19 protein-coding genes are annotated in these 21,045 nt (G+C 65.6%); 11 read left to right on the plus strand and 8 right to left on the minus strand.

Annotation, left to right across the window (positions count from 1 at the left end):
• Nucleotides 1–66: 66 nt before the first annotated feature.
• From GEV01_RS03975 to GEV01_RS04000, 6 genes are read left to right on the plus strand one after another with little or no spacing between them, the layout of a single operon-like run.
• Entirely contained in the window at nucleotides 67–1,314 is a 1,248-nt protein-coding gene (locus tag GEV01_RS03975; protein ID WP_152801847.1) for a GTP-binding protein, read from the plus strand.
• A 9-nt stretch (nucleotides 1,315–1,323) separates the two neighbouring features.
• Nucleotides 1,324–3,615, plus strand: a complete 2,292-nt coding sequence (locus tag GEV01_RS03980; protein ID WP_152801848.1) for a TonB-dependent receptor — start codon at nucleotides 1,324–1,326, stop codon at nucleotides 3,613–3,615.
• Between the two features lie 9 nt (nucleotides 3,616–3,624).
• Nucleotides 3,625–4,329: an ABC transporter ATP-binding protein gene (locus tag GEV01_RS03985; protein ID WP_152801850.1), complete on the plus strand. Its 705-nt coding sequence runs from the start codon at nucleotides 3,625–3,627 to the stop codon at nucleotides 4,327–4,329.
• Complete coding sequence (locus tag GEV01_RS03990; protein WP_217428341.1) at nucleotides 4,304–5,779, plus strand: DUF3526 domain-containing protein; 1,476 nt, start codon at nucleotides 4,304–4,306, stop codon at nucleotides 5,777–5,779. Before GEV01_RS03985 ends, GEV01_RS03990 begins: the two co-directional genes overlap by 26 nt.
• Nucleotides 5,776–7,194: a DUF3526 domain-containing protein gene (locus GEV01_RS03995; protein ID WP_152801854.1), complete on the plus strand. Its 1,419-nt coding sequence runs from the start codon at nucleotides 5,776–5,778 to the stop codon at nucleotides 7,192–7,194. The genes GEV01_RS03990 and GEV01_RS03995 overlap by 4 nt, the downstream gene beginning before the upstream one ends.
• A gap of 47 nt (nucleotides 7,195–7,241) precedes the next feature.
• Nucleotides 7,242–8,387 carry an esterase-like activity of phytase family protein gene (locus GEV01_RS04000; protein ID WP_152801856.1) on the plus strand — a complete coding sequence of 382 codons (1,146 nt, stop codon included), beginning with the start codon at nucleotides 7,242–7,244 and terminating at the stop codon, nucleotides 8,385–8,387.
• Here the strand turns inward: GEV01_RS04000 and GEV01_RS04005 are convergent.
• On the minus strand, nucleotides 8,353–10,098 hold the full coding sequence (locus GEV01_RS04005; RefSeq protein ID WP_235914198.1) for a putative bifunctional diguanylate cyclase/phosphodiesterase: 1,746 nt from the start codon (nucleotides 10,096–10,098) through the stop codon (nucleotides 8,353–8,355). The two genes, GEV01_RS04000 and GEV01_RS04005, sit on opposite strands and share 35 nt — an antisense overlap.
• A gap of 145 nt (nucleotides 10,099–10,243) precedes the next feature.
• Between GEV01_RS04005 and GEV01_RS04010 the strand changes: the two genes are divergently transcribed.
• Both GEV01_RS04010 and GEV01_RS04015 read left to right on the plus strand, forming a co-directional pair.
• Nucleotides 10,244–10,963, plus strand: a complete 720-nt coding sequence (locus GEV01_RS04010; RefSeq protein ID WP_152801860.1) for a Crp/Fnr family transcriptional regulator — start codon at nucleotides 10,244–10,246, stop codon at nucleotides 10,961–10,963.
• Complete coding sequence (locus tag GEV01_RS04015) at nucleotides 10,960–11,625, plus strand: Crp/Fnr family transcriptional regulator (protein WP_152801862.1); 666 nt, start codon at nucleotides 10,960–10,962, stop codon at nucleotides 11,623–11,625. Before GEV01_RS04010 ends, GEV01_RS04015 begins: the two co-directional genes overlap by 4 nt.
• Nucleotides 11,626–11,628: 3 nt before the next feature.
• Here the strand turns inward: GEV01_RS04015 and GEV01_RS04020 are convergent, their stop codons facing one another.
• Nucleotides 11,629–11,841: a 2-hydroxymuconate tautomerase family protein gene (locus GEV01_RS04020; RefSeq protein WP_152801863.1), complete on the minus strand. Its 213-nt coding sequence runs from the start codon at nucleotides 11,839–11,841 to the stop codon at nucleotides 11,629–11,631.
• 11 nt (nucleotides 11,842–11,852) lie between these two features.
• A complete protein-coding gene (locus tag GEV01_RS04025) occupies nucleotides 11,853–12,584 on the minus strand; it encodes an SDR family NAD(P)-dependent oxidoreductase (protein ID WP_152801865.1) in 732 nt (243 codons plus the stop codon).
• A gap of 111 nt (nucleotides 12,585–12,695) precedes the next feature.
• Here GEV01_RS04025 and GEV01_RS04030 point away from each other — a divergent pair, with 111 nt between their 5' ends.
• Complete coding sequence (locus GEV01_RS04030; RefSeq protein WP_152801867.1) at nucleotides 12,696–13,610, plus strand: LysR substrate-binding domain-containing protein; 915 nt, start codon at nucleotides 12,696–12,698, stop codon at nucleotides 13,608–13,610.
• A gap of 8 nt (nucleotides 13,611–13,618) precedes the next feature.
• Here the strand turns inward: GEV01_RS04030 and GEV01_RS04035 are convergent, their stop codons facing one another.
• Complete coding sequence (locus GEV01_RS04035; protein ID WP_152801869.1) at nucleotides 13,619–14,476, minus strand: LysR family transcriptional regulator; 858 nt, start codon at nucleotides 14,474–14,476, stop codon at nucleotides 13,619–13,621.
• Between the two features lie 78 nt (nucleotides 14,477–14,554).
• Here GEV01_RS04035 and GEV01_RS04040 point away from each other — a divergent pair, with 78 nt between their 5' ends.
• Nucleotides 14,555–15,958: an MFS transporter gene (locus GEV01_RS04040; RefSeq protein ID WP_152801871.1), complete on the plus strand. Its 1,404-nt coding sequence runs from the start codon at nucleotides 14,555–14,557 to the stop codon at nucleotides 15,956–15,958.
• Between the two features lie 45 nt (nucleotides 15,959–16,003).
• Complete coding sequence (locus GEV01_RS04045) at nucleotides 16,004–16,339, plus strand: PilZ domain-containing protein (protein WP_152801873.1); 336 nt, start codon at nucleotides 16,004–16,006, stop codon at nucleotides 16,337–16,339.
• Nucleotides 16,340–16,344: 5 nt separating this feature from the next.
• Here the strand turns inward: GEV01_RS04045 and glpK are convergent, their stop codons facing one another.
• The 4 genes from glpK to GEV01_RS04065 are packed head-to-tail and all read right to left on the minus strand — an operon-like array spanning nucleotide 16,345 to nucleotide 21,041.
• Entirely contained in the window at nucleotides 16,345–17,832 is a 1,488-nt protein-coding gene (gene glpK / locus GEV01_RS04050) for a glycerol kinase GlpK (protein ID WP_152801875.1), read from the minus strand.
• Entirely contained in the window at nucleotides 17,825–19,342 is a 1,518-nt protein-coding gene (gene glpD, locus GEV01_RS04055; protein WP_152801877.1) for a glycerol-3-phosphate dehydrogenase, read from the minus strand. The genes glpK and glpD overlap by 8 nt, the downstream gene beginning before the upstream one ends.
• Nucleotides 19,339–20,172, minus strand: a complete 834-nt coding sequence (locus GEV01_RS04060) for an SDR family oxidoreductase (RefSeq protein WP_152801879.1) — start codon at nucleotides 20,170–20,172, stop codon at nucleotides 19,339–19,341. The genes glpD and GEV01_RS04060 overlap by 4 nt, the downstream gene beginning before the upstream one ends.
• The gene (locus tag GEV01_RS04065) at nucleotides 20,169–21,041 is read right to left on the minus strand and encodes an alpha/beta fold hydrolase (RefSeq protein WP_152801881.1); all 873 of its coding nucleotides are present in this window, start codon (nucleotides 21,039–21,041) and stop codon (nucleotides 20,169–20,171) included. The genes GEV01_RS04060 and GEV01_RS04065 overlap by 4 nt, the downstream gene beginning before the upstream one ends.
• Nucleotides 21,042–21,045: the final 4 nt, after the last annotated feature.

Raw genomic sequence — 21,045 nt, forward strand, 5'->3', positions numbered from 1 at the left:
AAGTCAATTGCATTAGAGAGTATCCCATCAATCCCTGCGCACACGCGCAACCACCGCGAGAATCTCATGTCCAAGCTCGATACCCGGCTGCCGGTCACAGTCCTTTCCGGCTTTCTAGGCGCCGGCAAGACCACCCTCCTCAACCACGTGCTGGCAAACCGCGAAGGCCTGCGCGTCGCCGTCATCGTCAACGACATGAGCGAGGTGAATATCGACGCCTCGCTGCTGCGCAAAGGCGCGGAGAACGCCGGCGCCGCGCTGTCCCGCACCGAAGAGAAGATGGTCGAGATGAGCAACGGCTGCATCTGCTGCACGCTGCGCGAAGACCTGCTGCTGGAGGTGCGCAAGCTGGCCGCCAGCCAGCGCTTCGACTACCTGCTGATCGAATCGACTGGCGTCGGCGAGCCGATGCCCATCGCCGCCACCTTCGATTTCGAGGACGAACACGGCGACTCGCTCAACCACATCGCCCGCATCGATACGATGGTGACGGTGGTCGACGCCCTCAATCTGCTCAACGACTACCACAGCACCGACTTCCTGGCGCAGCGCGGAGAAACCGCCGGCGAAGGCGACGACCGCACGCTGGCTGCGCTGCTGTCGGAGCAGATCGAGTTCGCCGACGTCATCGTCGTCAGCAAGACCGATCTGGTCACGCTGGAACAGCTGGGCGAAGTCCGCGCCGTCATCAAGGCGCTCAATCCCACCGCCGCGATCACCTACGCCGAACAAGGCCGCGTGGCCCTCGACAAAATACTCGGCACCGGAAAATTCAACCTTGAGCGCGCCAGCCAGATGGCGGGATGGGCGCGCGAACTGGCCGGCATCCACACGCCGGAAACCGACGAATACGGCATCGACAGCTTCGTGCTGCGCGACCGCCGGCCCCTGCATCCACAGCGCTTCGACCAGTTCCTGGACCAGGCCTTCCCCGGTCTGATACGGGCCAAGGGCTACGTCTGGCTGGCCAGCCGTCCCGAATGGGCCGTGGCGTATTCGCGCGCCGGCAAAATCGCCTCGGTGGAACCGGTCGGACAATGGTGGGCCGCCAGCGGAAAGGAGAACTGGCCGCCCAAAGGCGATCCAGACCGCCTGGCGATTGAAGCCGTATGGGCCGAACCGTATGGCGACCGCCTCAACGAACTGGTATTCATCGGCCGCCACATGGAAGCAGGCGCCATCGAAGCCGCGTTCGACGCCTGCGTACTGACCGAGGCGGAACTCGCCGCAGGCCCCGCTGCATGGCGCAGCTACAGCGATCCCTTCCCGGACTGGAGCCGCGAAGACGACGAACCACAAGCACTATCCAACTAAGACCCAACTATGAACCTGACCATACGACCTTTGGCCGCAGCGATCTCGCTGGCACTGGCCACCGGCGGCTACGCCTGCGCCGACGATGCAGCCATGCCGACCGTGACCATCAACAGCGCCCGCAGCAGCCTCGATCCCGACCTGCCGACCACCAGCGTCACCAAGACGCAGGAAGAACTGCGCCAGCAGCAGAACATCTTTAACCCGGAAGACGCGCTGCGCAACCTGCCCAGCATGACGATCCGCAAGCGCTATAGCGGCGACCGCAATGCGCTGGTCGGCGGCCGCAGCTTCTCCACCACGCAGGCGCCGCGTGCACTGGTGACGATGGACGGCTATCTGCTGTCGAACTTCCTGGGCCGCTTCGATGCGCCACGCTGGAACATGATCGCGCCGGAAGAGATCACCCGCATCGATGTGCTGTACGGCCCCTTCTCCGCGCTCTATCCCGGCAACGCCATGGGCACCACCATCGCCGTCAGCACCAGCCGCCCGACCCGGTTCGGCGGCTCGGTGCGACTGGCGATGCAGGACCAGAGCTTCGACCAGTACGGCGACAAAGGCCACTACCGAAACTATCAGGGATCGGCGCTGATCGGCGACAGGCTCGCTTCCGGCCTGTGGTACAAGCTGATGCTCAACCATCAGGACTCGACTAGCCAGCCGATGGGCTACTACACCGTCACCGCCAACGCGGCAGGCGCATTCCCCGTGCCGGCGGGCGGCGCGGCCACGCCGGTGACAGGCATCCGCTACGACACTGGACCTTTCGGCACCAAACGCGCCATCTTCGGCGCCAACGCTGGCGCCATCGACCACACGCAGCAGAACACCGCCAAGGCCACCTTCGGCTACGACTTCTCGCCGGTGCTGGGTGCGGAAGGCTTCGTGGCGTGGTGGGGCAACCAGAGCGTAACCCGCAACCAGACCTTCCTGCGCGACGCATCCGGCGCCAGAGTATGGTCCGGCCGCGTCACCGACGGCGCCAATGTCTTCGTGCTTCCGGCTTCGGCTTTTGCGCCATACACGCGGGACGAGCACCATGGCCAGGCCGGCCTGACGGTCAAGAGCCGCAACAAGATCGGCTGGAACGCCAGCGTTTCCGCCAGCGTCTATCGCATACTCGACGACGTGCAGCGCAACGCCGGCAGCGCCGATCCGCTTGCGGCCAGCGGCGGCGCGGGCAACGCGGTGGTCCGCGACGGCAGCGGTTTCGGCTCCATCGACCTGCAATCGACCTACACGCCGACGCCTGGCGACTGGACCGGCGGCGCACACGCCCTCACCTTCGGCCTGCACGCGGACGACTATCGACTCAAACAAACCACACGCAACACCGCCGACTGGCGCAACGCCAACGGCCCGGAAGCGCAATTCGTCGGCGGCGAGACCCAGGTGCTGGCGGCATACGCCCAGGATGCATGGCGCTTCGCGTCGCACTGGCAAGCCACCTTCGGCCTGCGCGCCGAATCGTGGGAAGCCACCAACGGCGTGCAGCGCGTGGGCGCGGTCGCGCAGCCCTATCCACGCCGCAGCGAGCAGGCCTGGTCGCCGAAGTTCTCGCTGGCCTGGGATGCATCGGCCGACACCACGGTACGTTTGTCCGCCGCGCGGGCGACCCGCTTCGCCACCGTGGCCGAGCTGTTCCAGGGTACAGCGGCAGGCAGCAGCATCATCGTCAACGATCCGAACCTGAAGCCTGAGCGCTCCAACGCGCTGGAGCTGATGGCGGAACAGCGCTACACGGCCGGCAGTTTGCGCGCCTCGCTGTTCCAGGACGACGTACGCAACACCATCTGGAGCCAGTTGAATCTCAACGTCTTCCCCAACGTGACCAATGTCCAGAACGTCGGACGCGTGCGCACGCGCGGGCTGGAGCTGGCCGGCCAGATCGACAGGCTGGGCATCCAGGGCCTGAGCGCGGACGCAAATATCGCATTCAGCAAATCCACCATCCTGGAGAACGACAACTATCTGCCGTCAATCGGCAAGAACTGGGCGCGCGTGCCGCGTGTGCGTTCGGCCACCACGCTGACCTATGCGCCAGCCGACACCTGGAGCGCCTCCGCAACCTACCGCTATGCCGGCGCGCAGTTCAACGAGATCAATAACAGCGACTACAACTCCGACGTCTACGGCGGCGTCTCCCGCGTCAGCCAGCTGGATGTGCGGCTGCTGATCAAGCCCGCCAAAGGCGCGGAAGTCGCCATCGGCATCGATAACCTCAACAACAACCGCGCCTACCAGCTGCATCCCTATCCGGGACGCACGCTGTCGGCCGAAGTGCGCTACGCCTTCTAGGGAGCCCGCATGATACGCATCGAACAACTGAGTAAACGCTACGACGGCCGCACCGTGGTCGACGCGCTGGACCTGCACGTGCACGGCGGCGAGATCTACGCGCTGCTGGGCCCCAACGGCGCGGGAAAATCGACCACCATCGGCTGCCTGCTGGGCTTTGTGGAAGCCGATGGCGGCAGCATCCGGCTGGCCGGATCCTCGCTACCACCGGCACGCGCCGCCGTCGAACATGCCGCCTACATCGCCGAGAACATCGCGCTGTACGAACGCCTGACCGGCGTGGAGAACGTCGAGTTCTTCATGCGCTTGCTGGGCAAACGCCCAAGCCGCGCGCAGATCGAGGCGCTGCTGGAACGCGCCGGCCTGCCGGAACATGCCTGGCACCGCATGGCCTCCGGCTATTCGAAAGGCATGCGACAGAAGGTCGGCATCGTCATGGCGCTGGCCAAGGGCGCGCAGGTGCTGGTGCTGGACGAGCCGACATCCGGCCTCGATCCGGAAGCCAGCGTGAGTTTCGGGGAGCTGGTGCGCTCGCTGGCCAAGGATGGCGCGGCGGTGCTGATGGCGACGCACGACCTGTTCCGCGCGCAGGAGCTGGCGGATCGTTGCGGCATGCTGGTGGGTGGCCGCTTGGCCGGTGAATGGAGACTGGGAGAATTGAATGCAGGCGAACTTGAACGTAACTACCTTGACATCCTCGCCCGCCGCAACTGAGCGGACCGGCTGCACCGGCTGGCGCGCATGGGCCACCGCCTGCCATGGCGCATGGCAGGCCGACTGGCGCGAACGCCGCCGCGACTGGCGGGTATGGCTGGTGATCGGCGTGGGCCTGGCGCTGGCTGTCTGCGCGGCGCTGCTGTCGTCGCTGGAGCTGAACGCCACGCTGGCGGCACGCGCCGACGCGCAGCATGCGGAGCAGGAGCGCTGGTCGCATCAGGGCAAGAAGTATCCGCATGCGGCGGCGCACTACGGCGTCTATGTCTTCAAACCCTTGTCGGTGTTGGCGGCGCTGGATCCCGGCGTGGAGCGCTACGTCGGCTCCAGCGTATGGCTGGAAGCGCACAAGCAGAATGAACTGATCTACCGCCCTGCCGACGACGAACCTGGCGCCACCCGGCAGTTCCGCCTCACGCCCGCATTCGTGCTGCTGGTGATCGCGCCGATGGCGATGGTCTTCCTCGGCTTCGGCATGTTTGCCGGCGAGCGGGAACGCGGTACGCTGGCGTCGCTGCGCATCAATGCGGCGCCGCTGGGCGCTATCGCACTGGCGCGCGCGGCGGTGCTGCTATGCCTGGCCGCGACGCTGGTGCTGCCCGCGTGCCTGGCGGTCGGCGCGCTGGAATGGTCGACGGCCGCACGCTCGCCCTTCAGCGACGGCGCCGCACGCACAGTGCTGTTCGGCGGCGGCTACCTGCTCTACCTGTGCACCTGGGCGGCCTTGATCGCTGGAGTTTCGGCGTGGGCGCCATCGTTGCGCGCCAGCCTGGCGGTGCTGATCGGACTTTGGGCCGCCACCACGCTGGTGCTGCCGCGCGCGGCCATCGAGCTTGCGCAGCTGGCGGCGCCGCTGCCGACCATGCAGCAGTTCCGCGCCGATCTCGACGCCGCACTCGGCACGCCGGACGATCCCGATCAGGCCAGGCGCGACCAGCAGCAGCTGCTGCGTCAATACGGCGTCAGCGATGTCAAGGACTTGCCGGTCAACTGGGCAGGCATCAGCCTGCGGCGCGGCGAGGAACACGGCAACCGTTTGTTCGACGCACATTACGGCCGCCTGTTCGCGGCCATGCGCAGCCAGGACAACGCGGCCGCGCTGGCCGGCTGGCTGTCGCCCGCAGTGGCGCTGGCCGGCCTGTCCGGGGCCGCCGCAGGCAGCGACACCGCTCACCATATCCAGTTCGTCAATGGCGCGGAACAGCAACGCCGCGCGATACAGGAAGTGTTGAACGTCGCGATCACCGCCAATCCGGAGAAGAACGGCGTGCGCTACGACGGCGACCAGGCCCTCTGGGACCGTGTGCCGCCGTTCCGGTTCACTTACGCGCCGCTGGATCTTGACTCGCTGGCGCTGCGCCAGGTGCTGCCGCTGGCATTCCTCTTCCTTGCAAGCCTGCTTCTGTGCGGTTCAGGCTTGCGTCATCTCCGTCGCGGAAGCTTACGATGAAAAAGATATTGACCCTGATCGCGTATGACCTGCGCATCCAGTTGCGCGAACGCGGCAGCATCGCGTTGATGCTGGTTGCGCTGCTGCTTGCGGGCTTCGGCCTGTTTGAAGGTGCGCGCTTCGACCACCACCAGCGCCAGGCTATCTCCGCCGCGCAGGCACAGGAAGCGCAGGCGCGTAGCGACGCGAACTCGCTGGCGCAGCGCTACTTCGCCGATCCCGGCGCGGAAGAATTCAAAAGCCTGCAATGGTTCCGCACCGCCATCGACGTGCGCGGATACGCATTCCGCGAGCATGTCGGTTTTGCCGCCAAACCGCAAACCGCGGGTTCCGCACTGGCGGTCGGCCAGGCGGACCTGCAACCGGCGTATGTACGCGTGCGGGCAGAATCGATGCAATCCGCCAGCACTGCGGTGGAGATCGAACACCCGGCGCGGCTGGCCGCTGGCCGCTTTGACCTGGGCTTCTTCATCGTCTATCTATGGCCGTTGATACTGCTGGCGCTCTGCAGGTCGGTCCTGACGCAGGACCGTGAAAGCCATCGCCTGCGGGCCTTACAGCTGCAAGGCGTGCGCCAGGGCCGCATGCTGGCTGCACAGGTGACGGCACGCACGCTGGGCGCAAGCGCTGTATTGCTGGCGTTCTGCACGGTCGCCTCGCTGCTCGTTGGCGCGGTGGCGCCGGATGCCCCCGGTTTGTCCGCGCTGGCCGTATGGAGCGGCATCGTCCTGCTGTACTCGGCCTTCTGGGGCGCAGTGGCGATTGCCATCTGCGCGGCCTGCGACAACCGCATGATGGCGGCCTTCGCCGGCTTCGGCGTGTGGCTGGCTTTGGCGGTCATGCTGCCTGCGGCCTTCACCGCAGCGACCCAGCTGGCCGTACCGGTACCGGAACGCGAGCGCTATGTGCAGGCGATGCGCGACGCCGGCGACCGCCTGCCCGGCGGGTTGCAGCGCCTGGACCGCGCCGTCGCGCTGGAGGGCCAGATGGCCGGCGTCGACAGCATGTTCCAGCAAGCCCGCACGCGCAGGCAACAGCTGTTCAATCAGGTGCTTGTGCTCAGTCCAGTCACGCTGGCATACGAGAGCATGGCAGCCATTGCGGGCAACGACAGCGAACGCCATCAACAGTTCATGGCTGACGTTCAGCAGCATCAGCTACGGCTACGCGGATACTTCCAGGACGTCATCGGGAAAGCAGCGCTAGGCGATGCGAAACACCATTGCCCCGCCACCTGCCTTGGTGGATTTGGCTTCCTGGACTTCGACGGCGTGCCGCGCTTCTCCGCCTCCGCAGCGATGAAGGTATCGCCGCAAGCACCGCCGCAGCTGGGCGCGCTGGCCTTGTGGATCGCCGCGCTGCTGATGCTGGCCGCCGTCCTGCTGGAAAAAAAACGCCGCCGGACCACTCGCTGAAACGGCCTACCCCACGTTATACTTCGCGCATGAATATGAAACCATCAATGCCCATATGGCGCCGTGCCATATCGCTGCTCGCCTTCCCGCTTCTGTTGGCCGCCTGCGCGCCGATGACGGCGACCAAGGCGCCGCCGGATTCCGTGGCTAGCCTGCGCTTTATCGGCGAGCAGCGCCTGCCATGGCGCCTGCAGTTCCAGGACACCATGGTCGGTGGCCTGTCCGGCATCGACTACGACGCAGCCAGCGGCGAATGGCTGCTTATCAGCGATGACCGGTCGGCCAACAACCCAGCCCGCTACTACCGCGCGCGCCTGGACTACGACCTGCAGGCATTCAAGTCCGTCGAACTGACCGGCGTATCGTTCCTGCTGCAACCGGATGGCAGCACCTATCCGTCCAAGGAAGAATACAAAACCCGTGGCGGTGTCGTGCCGGATCTGGAAACCATCCGCGTCGACCCGCAGGACGGCAGCATCTGGTACGCCAGCGAAGGCGACGCCGGCATGGGCCTCGATCCCTTCGTGCGCCACGCAACGCGGGACGGCCGCTATCTATCGACGCTGCCGCTACCCGACATGTTCAGCGTATCGGCCGACCACAAGACCGGGCCGCGCAACAACCTGAGTTTCGAAGGCATGAGCTTCGCGCCGAATGGCCGTTCGCTGTGGGTGTCGATGGAAGGCCCGATGTACCAGGACAGCGAGGCCCCCACGCCGGAACAGGGCTCGGTCAACCGCATCACGCACTTCGCCCGTGACGGCAAGGTGCTTGGCCAGTTCGCCTATCCGCTGGACGCCATACCGGCCGCGCCGGGCAAAGGCAAGTACGCCGACAATGGCATCTCCGAGATCGTCGCGCTCAGCGATACCAAGCTGCTGGTGATGGAGCGCTCCGGTGTGCAAAGCGCGGACGGCAAGTACAAGGATTATGTGCGACTGTTCGAGATAGATGCCGACGGCGCCACCGACATCCAGCATCTGCCGGCGCTGCACGGCGCAAGCTACCAGCCTGTGAAAAAGCGGCTGGTGCTAGACCTCAACCAGTTGAACCTGCCCACGGTCGACAACCTGGAAGGCATGTCCTTCGGCCCGATGCTGGCCAACGGCCACGCCAGCCTTGTACTCATCTCCGACGATAACTTCGGCAAGAACCAGGTCATACAACTGCTGCTGTTCGAGGTGAATCCTTAACCAATGCCCGCAGCTGCGGCTCCGGCACCGGACGGCTGAACAAATAGCCCTGGTAACGCCGGCAGCCCAGTTCCTCCAGCAGCGCGCGCTGGGCTTCGGTCTCGACGCCTTCCGCGATCACGTCCAGTTGCAGGCTGCGCGCCATCGCGATGATGGTGCGCACGATCGCTTGATCGCTGCTGTCGCTGACCAGGTCACGCACAAAGGACTGGTCGATCTTCAACTGGTTCAGGGGCAGGCGCTTCAGGTATTGCAGCGACGAGTAGCCGGTGCCGAAATCGTCCAGTGCGAAGCGCACGCCCATCGCCTTGAGCAGCTGCATGCAGGCGATGGTGTCCTCGATCTTATCCAGCAAAACGCCCTCGGTCAGTTCCAGTTTCAGCAAGCGCGGATCGATGCCGTGCCGCTGCACCGCCGCGCGCACCTGCTCGCCGAACTCCGCTTGATGGAACTGCTGGGCGCTGACATTGATCGCCAGGATAAGATGCGCCATCTCCGGCATCTGCTGCCAGGCCTTGAGCTGCGCGCAGGCCGTCTCCAGCACCCAGCTGCCGATCGGCAGTATCAGGCCGGTTTCCTCCGCCAGCGCAATGAAGCTGGCGGGCGACACCATCGTGCCGTCGTCGCGCACCCAGCGTATCAGCGCTTCGGCGCCGCGGGCGTTTCCGTGCTGGTCGACCTGCACCTGATAGTGCAGCGCAAACCGGTGCCGCTCGACGGCGTGGCGCAGATCGTTTTCCATTTGCGCGCGTTCGCTGATGCGATCCTGCATCTGCCGGTCGAAGAAGCGCATGCCATTGCGGCCGGCCTGCTTGGCCTGGTACATGGCGATATCGGCCTGCATCAGCAGCTCGTCCGGATGCGGCGGCAGCGCGCCATGAAACAATGTGACGCCGATGCTCGGCGTGCTGCGGCACAGATGCTTCCCCAGTTCGTAGGGCCGGTTCAGCGTTGCCAGTATCTTGGCGCCCAGTGCCTCGACCTCCGCGCCCGCATCCCGCGCACCGCTGCTCAAGCCTTCGACCAGCACCACGAACTCGTCGCCGCCCAGCCGCGCCACGGTATCGCCCTTGCGCAAGCCCGATTGCAGACGCTCCGCCACCTGCTGCAGCAACTGGTCGCCGACGTTGTGGCCCAGGGTGTCGTTCAAGGTCTTGAAGTTATCGAGATCGATGAACATCAGCGCGCAGTGGCTGTCATGCTGGCTGCTGGCCGCCAGCACCTGCCGCAGACGGTCCAGCAGCAGGCGGCGATTGGGTAGCCTGGTCAACGGATCGTAGAACGCCAGGCTGCGGATTTCATCGTTGGCCGCTTTGCTAAGCGTGATGTCGGTCAGCGCCGCGACGTAGTTGATGATGACGCCATCGCGGTTGCGCACCGCCGTGATGCTCAGGTGCTCGGGATAGACCTCGCCGTTCTTGCGGCGGTTCCAGATCTCCCCTTCCCAGCTGCCGTCGCGGGCGATGGCCGCCCACATCGACGCATAGAAACCCGGCACGTGGCGGCCGGAGCTCAATAACCTCGGCGTCTGCCCCAGCACTTCGTCCGCACTGTAGCCGGTGATGCGGACGAAAGCCTGGTTGACGCGCACGATGCGGCCGCGCGCATCCGTCACCATCATGCCCTGCGCGGCTTCGAACACGGTTGCAGCCACGCGCAGGACGGCGTCGGCATCGGCCGTGGCGATGGGCGCCGTTGCACAAGCGCTCATGGAGTAATTCATCTAAAACCTTTGTTGCTAACAAATCAGTCCGCAGAGACTACTGATCTTCATCAAGAAATTAATTGATCTGGATCAAAGAAATTAAAGTTACACATCTCTAACATGATCTCATCGTAGCAAAGATTAGAAAATCATGAACATCTCAAACGAGCGCAATAACTGCACCGAATGCGAACACCGCATGACCTGCGTGGGCGCCGCCGCAGGCAGCCGGGACGCCAGCCAGCGCATACGCATCGAGCGCCACACCAGCCTTTACGAGGCCGGGTCCATGGTCGGCGACCATATCTTCAACATCCGCAAGGGCAGCTTCAAGGTGCTGCGCGCCGCGCCGTGCGGCCCGGCGCAGATCATCGGCTTCGCGCTGGCGCCGGACTTCCTCGGCCTGGATGCGCTGGACAGCCGGCAGTACGCCAATACGGTCGTCGCGCTGGAAGACAGCGAGGTATGCAGCATCAACTGGAACCGCCACGCTTTCGAGGGCCGTCGCCGTCCGGTCATGCGCGCCAGCCTGCACGCGCTGTTGAGCCGCGAGATACGCCGCGAACAGCGCGCCGCCCTCATGCTGCGCAACACCCAGGCCGAACAGCGCATGGCGGATTTGCTGCTGTCGCTGTCGCAGCGCCGTGCCGAATACGGCCATGAACCGGAGCAGTTCCGGCTGCCGATGTCGCGCTGCGATATCGCCAGCTACCTGGGCGTCACCGCCGAATGCGTGAGCCGGCTGCTGTTGAATTTCAAGCAGCGGGCGCTGTTCGAACTGCGCCGCCGCGATATCAAATTGCTGGACATGCCGACGCTGCACCATCTGGCATTGGGCCGTACGCCATCGCCGGTGCTGGTGGCGGCATGATGGTCATGGACCTCGCCCAGTACCAGCTTGGCACTTCGCTGCAGGTGCCGCGCGGCGCCCACCTGTTCCGCACGCAGGATGAGGTGTGCGGCGATCTGCACTTTGTCCGCAGCGGCCATCTCAAGCTGTACCAGCCTTGCGGCGACGGCGTTAATCGCATTATCGATTTCGTGCGGCCCGGCGACTGGATGGGCATCGACACCATAGGCGAGCAGCAGCGACATGCCTCCGCCCTCGCGCTGACGGACTGCCTGATCGATGTGGTGCAGTATCGCCAGCTGGCGGAGCTGATGGATGAAGAGCCTTACAGCTGCGACCTGTTCAGCGCGATGCTCAGTCGCGAGATCGACCGCCAGCAGCTGGCCGCCGCCATCCTGCGCAGCGCCGGCGCCTGTCAACGTATCGTGATGTTCCTGCTGCAGCGCGCGGGACCGGCGCCGCAAGCGCCATCGCCGGAGATGCACTCGCCGCTGCCGATGTCGCGCCAGGACATCAGCGACTACCTCGGCCTGACCCCGGCCACGGTCAGCCGCACGCTCAGCGCCTTGAAGCGCAACGGCTGGATTTCGCTGGGCCAGCGCGGCTTCGTGGTGCTATCGCGCTCCGCACTGGAACAGGTGGCGGCCGGTGCGCCCGCGAACATCATCCAGCACGCCGCCTGATTTTTATACCGCAGCCTTGGGGCACCGCCTGCGGGTAGTGATGCTCTCTCGGTTCAGTCCCCAGTTATCGGTTTCCACCTCGTCGATGATGACGAAGGTGGTTGCCGGATCTTTGCTCAACACGCGGGTGAGCAAATCGGTGACGCCTTCGATCAGCTCCAGCTTCTGGGCTGACGTAACGCCTTCATTGGTAACGCGGATATTCACGTAGGGCATGGCGCAGCTCCTTACCAGGTGCCGGCGGTGGCCCCGCCGTCGACCGGCAGCACCACGCCGCTGGTAAAACCGGATTCGGTCAGGTACAGCACCGCGTCCACCACATCCTGCACGCCGCCGATTTCCCCGGCAGGCGACAGTCCCTTCAAGAAGACCCGCGTGCCTTCGTCCTTGCCGTGCATCGGCGTATCGATGATGCCGGGAGCGACCGCGTTGACCTTGACGTTGGACGCCGCCAGTTCAAGCGCCAAACCACGCGTGGCGTTATTCAGGCCGCCCTTGATCAGGATGGGCAGCAGCGCGGGCACCTTGGCGGTCGGCTGCAGCGCAAGGCTGGCGGTGATGGTGACGATATGTCCGCTACGGTTGGCGCTCATATGCCGCGCCGCCGCTTGCGACGGATAGAAGAAGCCCATCAGGTTGGTGTCGACGATGGACTTGACCTCGTCCTGCGTGTAGTCGCCGACGGGCTTGGCGATGAAGATGCCGGCGTTGTTGATCAGGATGTCTACCTGGCCGAAAGCTGCGACGGCGCGCTCGAACAGCAAGGTGGCGGTGGCCGGGTCGGCGATATCGCCCGCTACCGGCAGGAAGTTGGCGGGATTGCCCCACTGGGCGGCCGCCGTTTGCAAACGGTCCAGCGTGCGGGCGTTGCCGACGACGTTGTAGCCGCGTTTGATATAAGCCTCTGCGGTGGCAAAGCCGATGCCGCTCGATGCGCCGGTGACGATGACTGTTTTCATGGTGTTTCTCCTTTTGGGTTACGGTGAAAATCACTATACTTATGACCCCTGCGTTGATAAACACATGCCAATGCAAGATAATTGATACACAATGTAATCAATGAGGCGGATATGAAGCGCTATTTCGACGATGTCCTGTTGGGCAGCATAGAGCTGTTCTGCTTTGCTGCGGAACTGGGCAGCTTTACCGCAGCAGCTGCCGCCGCCAGCGTCACACCCGCTGCGGTGAGCCGCTCCATCGCCAGGCTGGAGGAAAGGCTGGGCGTACGCCTGTTCGTGCGCACCACGCGCCAGATACGCCTGACGGACGGCGGCAGGATCTACTTCGAACAATGCCGGCAGGCGCTGTCGCAGTTGACGGACGCGGAGCGCCAGGTCACGGGCAGCCAGGCCAAGCCGGCCGGCATGCTGCGCGTCAGCGCGCCGACACCGTTTGCCCATTACCGCCTGCTGCCGCTGCTGGGTGAGTTCCGCCGCAAGTACCCGGAAGTCACGCTGGACATCCACATCAGCAACCGCAATATCGACTTCGCCGACGAGGGCTATGACCTGGCGATACGCGGCCGCGCGCCGGCCGATTCGAATCTCATCGCGCGCAAGCTGGAGGATGCGGAACTGGTGCTGGTGGCGTCGCCCGCCTATCTGAAGCGCCACGGCAAGCCGCGCAAGCTGGAAGACCTGGCCAAACATGAATGCATACAGTTCGAACTGCCCAGCACCGGCCGCCGCATACCGTGGCTGTTCATGCAGGACGGCGTGGAAACCGAGATGCCGACCAGCGGCGGCCTATGCTGCTCGGAAGAAGTGCTGGGTATCGTGACGCTGGCGCGCGCCGGCGCAGGGCTGGTACAGACCTACCGCTACATCGTCGAACAGGACCTGGAGCGCGGCGACCTGGTCGAACTGCTGCCGCAGCATGGCGGCACGTCGCGCCCCTTCATCCTCCTCTACCCGCACGCGCGCCATCTGTCTCTGCGGGTACGCACCTTTGTCGACTTCCTGGTGGCGCACCTGCCGCGCCGCTGAGCGAGGCTTCAAGCGAGGATTTCCGCGAAGGCGCTGCGGGCCGGGTGGTGCAGCACGTCCTTGCGCCACACCAGCAGGGTCTCCACCTGCGTGATATGCGGCGGCAGCGCGTGCTGGCGTATCGTCCTGGCCAGCTTGCGCTGGTTGAGTATCTCCTTCGGCATGATCGCGACGCCCATCCCGGCCGCCACGCAGCCGAGGATCGCTTCGTAGGTGCCGAACTCCGACACGCGCGCCGGCGCCACGTCGCCCTCGGCGAACCAGGCTTCCAGACGGCGTCTGTAGGTACAGCCGGAACGGAACACCAGCAGATTGCGCCGCGCCACGTCCTGCGGCGACGCCACCGGCAGATGGTCGTGGCAGGTGATCAGAACCAGCTCTTCCTCGAACGCCGGCAGGCAGGCCAGTTCGGTGTGCGGCACCGGGCCGGCCACCAGGGCCACGTCCAGCCGGTGTTTCAGCACGCCCTCAAGCAGCTGGTCGGTCGGCGCGGTATCCAGCATCAGCTCCACATGCGGATGCTTGCGATGGAACGCGGCCAGCGCGTGCGGCAGGCGGGCGGCCGCCGTGGTCTCCATCGAACCGATGCGCAACTGGCCGGACGGCTTCTGGTCCGGCTGCACGGCGGCCTGCGCCTCGTCCGCCAGCTGCAGCAGGCGGTCGGCGTAGGCCAGCAGCCGCGAACCCTCGGCGGTGATCTGCAGCTTGCGGCCGGAGCGCAGGAACAGCGCCACGCCGAGCGAGTCCTCCAGCTGCGTCAACCGGGCCGACACATTGGACTGCACGCGGTTCAGCCGCGAGGCGGCCAGCGTAACGCTGCCTTCTTCGGCAACCGCTTTGAAAATGCGCAGGGCGGAGAGTTCCATGGTCGATTCTTAAAATGAGATAGATAGCTTCATTATTATTCATTTTTTTAAATAGTCAAACCATCCTATAGTGCAGTCATGAAAACCGACCACACCCCCTCCCTGGCCATCCTGCTCGCTTGCAGCTTCGCCTTCATCATCGTCCAGCTGGACGTCACCATCGTCAATGTGGCCCTGCCGCAGATCGGCCGCGAACTGGGTGCGAGCGTGACGGACTTGCAGTGGGTGGTGGACGCCTACACGCTGGGCTTCGCCGTATTCCTGCTGTCCGCCGGCGCGCTGGGGGACAAATTCGGCTCGCGCCGCATCTTCATGACCGGCTTTGCATTGTTCACGGCGGCCTCGCTGGCGTGCGCGATGGCGCCCACGGCGCTGGTGCTCAACATCGCCCGCGCGCTGCAAGGCACCGGCGCCGCGCTGCTGGTGCCCAGCTCCCTCGCCATCCTCAACACCGCCTATGCGGACGACAAGGCCATGCTGGCGAAAGCCATCGCCTGGTGGACCGCGGCGGGCGGCGTGTCGATCGCGGCCGGGCCGGTGCTGGGTGGGCTGCTGCTGTCGGTATCGGGATGGCGCAGCATCTTCTGGGTCAACATCCCCATCTGCATCGCCGGCTTCTGGCTGACCCGCCGCGTGGTGCCGGCGGCAGCCGGCCGCGATCCCCACCGCGCGCTGGACCTGGCGGGACAGCTGCTGGCCATCGTTGCGCTGACAGGCCTGATCGGTGCCATCATCGAGTTCGAATCGCTGGGCTGGACGCACTGGCTGGTGCGCACAGGTTTTGCCGCCGCCATCGTGGCCGGTGCGCTGTTCATCCGTGTCGAGGCACGCAGCGCGGCGCCGATGCTGCCACTGCCGCTGTTCCGCAACGCGCCCTTCTCCGGCGCCGTGCTGTTCGGCGTGCTGATGAATTTTTCATACTATGGCGTGATCTTTGTGCTCAGCTTCTACCTGCAAAAACTGCGCGGCTTCAGCGTGCTGCATGCGGGGCTCGTGTTCCTGCCGCTGACGGCGACTTTCATCCTGTCGAACATCGTCAGCGGCTGGATGGCGCCGCGCACCGGCTTGCGCCTGCCGATGATAGCGGGCGCCCTGATCGGCGCCAGCGGCTACGCGCTGCTGGGCTGGCAGGGTATATCCAGCGAAGCCACTTTTCTGCAGATGCTGCCCGGCCTGGCGTTGATCCCGGCCGGCATGGGGCTGGCCGTGCCGGCGATGACCACCTCGATACTGTCCGGCGTGGAGCGCCGCCAGGCCGGCACCGCGTCGGCTGTGCTGAACACCGCGCGCCAGGTCGGCGGCGCGGCGGGGGTGGCCGTGTTCGGCGCGCTGGCGGCGGCGGACGGCAGCCTGCGCGCGCTTGGCGGCATCCAGCAGGCGATGGCGGTATCTAGCGGTTTGCTATTGATCGCGGCGTTGCTGGCAGTGGCTTGCATCCGTCCGTTTCAAGCATCCAACACACTGAAGGTTCAGCCTCGGTAGCCGTCCAAATCTGTCATACTGATGTTTTTTCGCTGGTATGGATAGATGGACCCGAGACGAGAACATGTGCGCCGGCTGCTACAAGTGGATGCCCACGTCAGCGACATGGATGGCCAAAACAACGCTATCGCACAAATCATAGACATTTCGCGCATGGGCGTGGCCTTCCTCAGCGATCACCAGCTGCCGGTGGACAGCACCTATGTACTGACTTTCAGTTTTCCGGGCAGCCCTGTCCAGAACAAAGTCACGCTGATCGTGCTGCACAGCGCCATGATCGGAACGCAGGGCCGTTACCGCAACGGCGCGCGCTTCCTGACCATACCCGACGAGACGGCGGAGCTGATCTTCGAATACGTGACCAGCGCCCCCGCAAACTGAAGCCGTCAGGGCGCCAGCCAGCCGGCGGCGCGTTGCAAGGCCCGCCGCCACTGGGCCATCTGCTGCTCGCGCTGGTCGCGGCCCATGGCCGGTTCGAAGCAGCGCTCCACCACCCAATGCGATTCCAGCTCGTCCAGCCCCTGCCAGTAGCCCACGCCCAGCCCCGCCAGTTGCGCCGCGCCGAGGGCTGTGGTTTCGATGTTCACTGGCCGCACCACGGGCACTCCCAGCAAGTCGGCTTGCAGCTGCATCAGCATGTCGCTGCGCGAGCCGCCGCCATCCACCCGCAGCTCGGTCAGCGCCATGCCTGCATCGCTCTCGATGGCCGCCAGCACGTCGACGTTCTGGCAGGCGATGCCCTCCAGCGCAGCCCTGGCGATATGGGCTTTGCCTGAGCCTCGGCTCAAACCAAGGATCGCGCCACGCGCGAACGGATCCCAGTGCGGCGCACCCAAGCCGGTGAAGGCCGGCACCAGCATCACGCCGTCGGCATCGGGCACGGTCGCGGCCAGTGCGTCGATCTGCTCGACGACGTCGACGATGCCCAGGCCGTCGCGCAGCCATTGCAGCGTGGCGCCGGCCATGAAGACGCTGCCCTCCAACAGATAGCTGGTCTCCTTCCCGCGTGTCCAGCCCAATGTCGACAACAGCTTGTGCTGCGACGCCACCGGCTCGGCGCCGACGTTCATCAGCATGAAGCTGCCGGTGCCGAAGGTGTTCTTGGCGCTGCCGCGACGGTGGCAAGCCTGGCCGAACGTGGCCGCCTGCTGGTCGCCCGCGATGCCGGCCAGCGGCACCGGACAGCCCAGCAGTTCCGGCAGCGTATGCGCCGCCACGCCGCTGCTGTCGACCACCTGCGGCAGCAGCGCGGGCGGTATGTCGAACAGTGCCAGCAAATCCGCATCCCAGGTGCGGGTATGCAGATTGAACAGCATGGTGCGGGAGGCGTTGCCCGCATCCGTGATGTGCGCGCCCGTCAGCTTGTAGGCCAGCCAGGTATCGACCGTGCCGAAAGCCAGTTCGCCGCGTTCCGCGCGCTTGCGGGCGCCGGGTATGTGCTCCAGCATCCACTTCAGCTTCGTCGCGGAGAAGTAGGCGTCGATCACCAGGCCTGTCTTCTCGCCCACCCACGGTTCCAGCCCGTCGCGGCGCAGGCTTTCGCAGTAGTCGGCGGTGCGGCGGTCCTGCCAGACGACGGCGTTCATCAGCGGCAGGCCGGTGGCGCGGTCCCACAGCACGGTGGTCTCGCGCTGGTTGGCGATGCCGATGGCGGCCAGCTGCGATGGCGCCACGCCCTGCTGCGCCAGCACCTGCCGCATGACGGTCAACTGCGATTTCCAGATCTCTTGCGGGCAGTGCTCCACCCAGCCCTGCTGCGGAAAGATCTGCCGGAACGCCTGCTGCGCCATGCCCGCCATCCGGCCCGCACGGTCGAACAGCACCGCGCGCGAACTGGATGTACCCTGGTCCAGCGCCAGTATGTAATCACGCATGATGGTGCATCCATTCCGTCAGCGCCGCAGCGGTCTCCGGATGCGTGTGCAGCCCAAGCTTGGTGCGGCGCCACAGCACGTCGTCTGCGCTACGCGCCCATTCCACATCGATGAGATAGCGCACCTCGCGCTCGTACAGGTCGGCCGCGAACTGGCGGCCCATGCAAGCCGGCGTGCTGCATCCGTCCAGCATGCGGTGCATGCGGGTGCCGTAGGCGTGGGCATAGCGCGTGATCACACGTGCAGGCAGCCAGCTGTATCGGCGCTGCGCCTCGCGCACGAACGCTCCGAAGCCGACCACCGAACGGTCATCGGGTCGCATGCCGTGGATGTCGCCGCCCGGCAGGCAAGTTCCGGCGGTCCAGGCATCGCCCTGCGCGCCAAGGACGGCGCACACGCGGTCTACCGCTTCCTCGGCCAGCTTGCGATAGGTGGTGATCTTGCCGCCGAAGACGGACAGCAACGGCGCCGCTTTCTCGTCCATCACCAGTTGATAGTCGCGGGTGACGGCCTTGGCGTCGCCTGCGCCGTCGTCCACCAGCGGCCGCACGCCCGCATAGCTCCACACCACATCGGCCGGCCGTACCGGCTGTTTGAAGTAGGTGCTGCTCAAGTCGCACAGGTAGGCTACTTCCTCCGGGCTGATCTCGACCTTACCCATGTCGCCGTCGTAATCGAGGTCGGTGGTGCCGATCAGCGTGTACTCGCCCTGATACGGAATGGCGAACACGATGCGGCCGTCCGCATGCTGGAAAATATAGGCGTCATCGTGCTGGAACAGGCGCTTGACGACGATATGGCTGCCTTTCACCAGACGCAGGCCGCCTTTAGCCGCGCCCACCGCGCCATGGCGCAGCTTCATCGCCCACGAGCCTCCGGCGTTGACCACACAACGTGCGCGCACGCCAGTCACAGCGCCGTCGGTGCCGCGCAGCGTGGCCGTCCAGTGGCCATCCTCGGCCATCAGGGTCAGGCACTCGGTGCGCGTCAGCACGCGGGCGCCCCGCTCCGCCGCGTCGATGGCGTTGGCGACCACCAGCCGCGCGTCGTCGACGGCGGCGTCGAAGTAGGTAAAGCCGCGCCGGTAGGCTGACTTGAGCGGCGCTCCGGCGGCATGGCGCCGCAGGTCGATGCCTTCCGATCCGCCCAACAGCTTGCGCGGCGCCAGATGGTCGTAGAGGAACAGGCCGGCCCGCAGCATCCACGCGGGTCGCAGGCCGGGCGCGTGCGGCATCACGAAGCGCAGCGGCGCTATCAGGTGCGGCGCGCAGCGCATCAGCACTTCGCGTTCGATCAGCGCCTTGCGCACCAGGCCGAATTCGTAGTACTGGAGGTAGCGCAGGCCGCCGTGTATCAGCTTGGAGGATGCGGACGAGGTATGCGACGCCAGGTCGTCCTTCTCGCACAGCAGCACAGACAGGCCGCGCCCGGCGGCGTCGCGCGCGATGCCTGCGCCGTTGATGCCGCCACCGACCACCAGCACATCGCAATCGAAAACAGGCGGCTTCAAATGCTGGTGCTCCGAGGCCGCAACGAATCGACCAGCATGGCGCCGAATTCATGGCCGCCTACCGCCGTCTGGCCGCCGTCGATGGGCAGCACTACGCCGTTGATATAGTCGGCCGCGCCGCTGGCGAGGAACAGGGCCAGCGATGCGATCTCCTCGCGCGCGCCGGCGCGGCCGGAAGGTATGCTGCCCAGCAGCCGGTCCCAGCTCCGTTGCCCGTCCGGCGCCAGGCGCCGCATGCCCTCGGTGTCGCCGACTGGACCCGGGGCGATGCCGACGCAGCGTATGCCTTGAGCGCCCCACTCGACGGCCAGGGTTTTCATCAACATGTCCACGCCGGCCTTGGCGGCGCAGACGTGGCTCTGCGTGGCGGTCGGCATGGTGGACTGCACCGCCGATATCGCCAGCACCAGGCTGCCCGGCTTGGCCAGGTATTCGTGGGCCGCATGTACGGTGTTGAAGGTCCCGATCAAATCGATATCGATCACGGTACGGAAGCCCTTGGACGACATGTCCATCGCCGGTGCGACGAAATTGCCGGCCGCGCCGGCGACCACGATATCCAGCCGCCCGAACTCGCGCTGCGCGTGATGCAGCGCCGCGCTGACCTGGTCGTAATCGCGCACGTCGGCGGAAAGGCCTATCGCCCTGCCGCCCGCCGCGTTGATCGCCGCAGCGGCGCGCTGCGCCTTCGCCAGATCGCGGCCGACGATGGTGACGGCCGCGCCGGCAGCGGCCATGCGCTCGGCGATGCACTGGTTGATGCCGCTGCCGCCGCCGGTGATAAAGGCAGCCTTCCCCGCCAGCAGATTCGGTTGAAACACGTCTTTCATAATTCTCCTGTCACCCTGGCCAGCCAGGCGAGCAAATTGGCGATGACCTCATCGCGGTTGGTTTCATTGAGTACCTCATGACGCGCGCCGCCGTAGACATGGGTCGAGACATCGCGCATGCTCGCCTTGCGCAGCCGCGCCACCAGCGGATCGAACCACGCCAGCATACCGTTGACCGGATCGCTGTCGCCGGTGAACAGGTACATCGGCAGATCCTTGGGCATGCGCGCCAGTTGCGCCGGATCCGCAGTGCGCAGGCCGGTGTCGAAGATCGAGAACAGCGACGCCTCGGTCAGCGGGAAGGCGCACAGCGGATCGGCGATGTAGGCCGCCGGCACGGCAGGATCGCGGCTCAGCCAATCGACCGGCGATTGCGCATCCGGCACCGTGGCGTTGGCCGTTTCGACCGTCCAGCCGGAGACGCGCGGATCCAGCAGCTCCAGCGCTGTGGTGCCGGACAACGCCACCGCGTCCAGCAAGCCGCCGTGGTCGAGCAGGTAGATCTGCGCGGCCATGGAGCCCATGCTGTGCGCCAGCATCACCATCGGCAGGCCGGGGTGGCTGTCTTCGGCGTGGCGCGTCACGCGCACCATGTCGTCGACCAGCCCCTGGAAGCCGCGTGGGCCGAAGTCACCCAAAGTGCCGAGTTCACGCGCCAGCATGCCGTGGCCGCGATGTTCGCTGGCGTAGACCACGTAGTCCGCCGCCACCAGCGCTTCCGCCACGTGCCGGTAGCGCATCGAATGCTCGGCCATGCCGTGCACGATCTGGACGATGGCGCGGGGCTTGGTGCGCCCCTGCCAGCAAATGACTTCGATCGATTGGCCGTCGTCGGCCGTTAGCGTGAGCCGTTGTTCCTGTATCGTCATCGCG

The organism is Rugamonas rivuli, from assembly GCF_009380165.1.
Classification (GTDB): Bacteria; Pseudomonadota; Gammaproteobacteria; order Burkholderiales; family Burkholderiaceae_D; genus Rugamonas; species Rugamonas rivuli.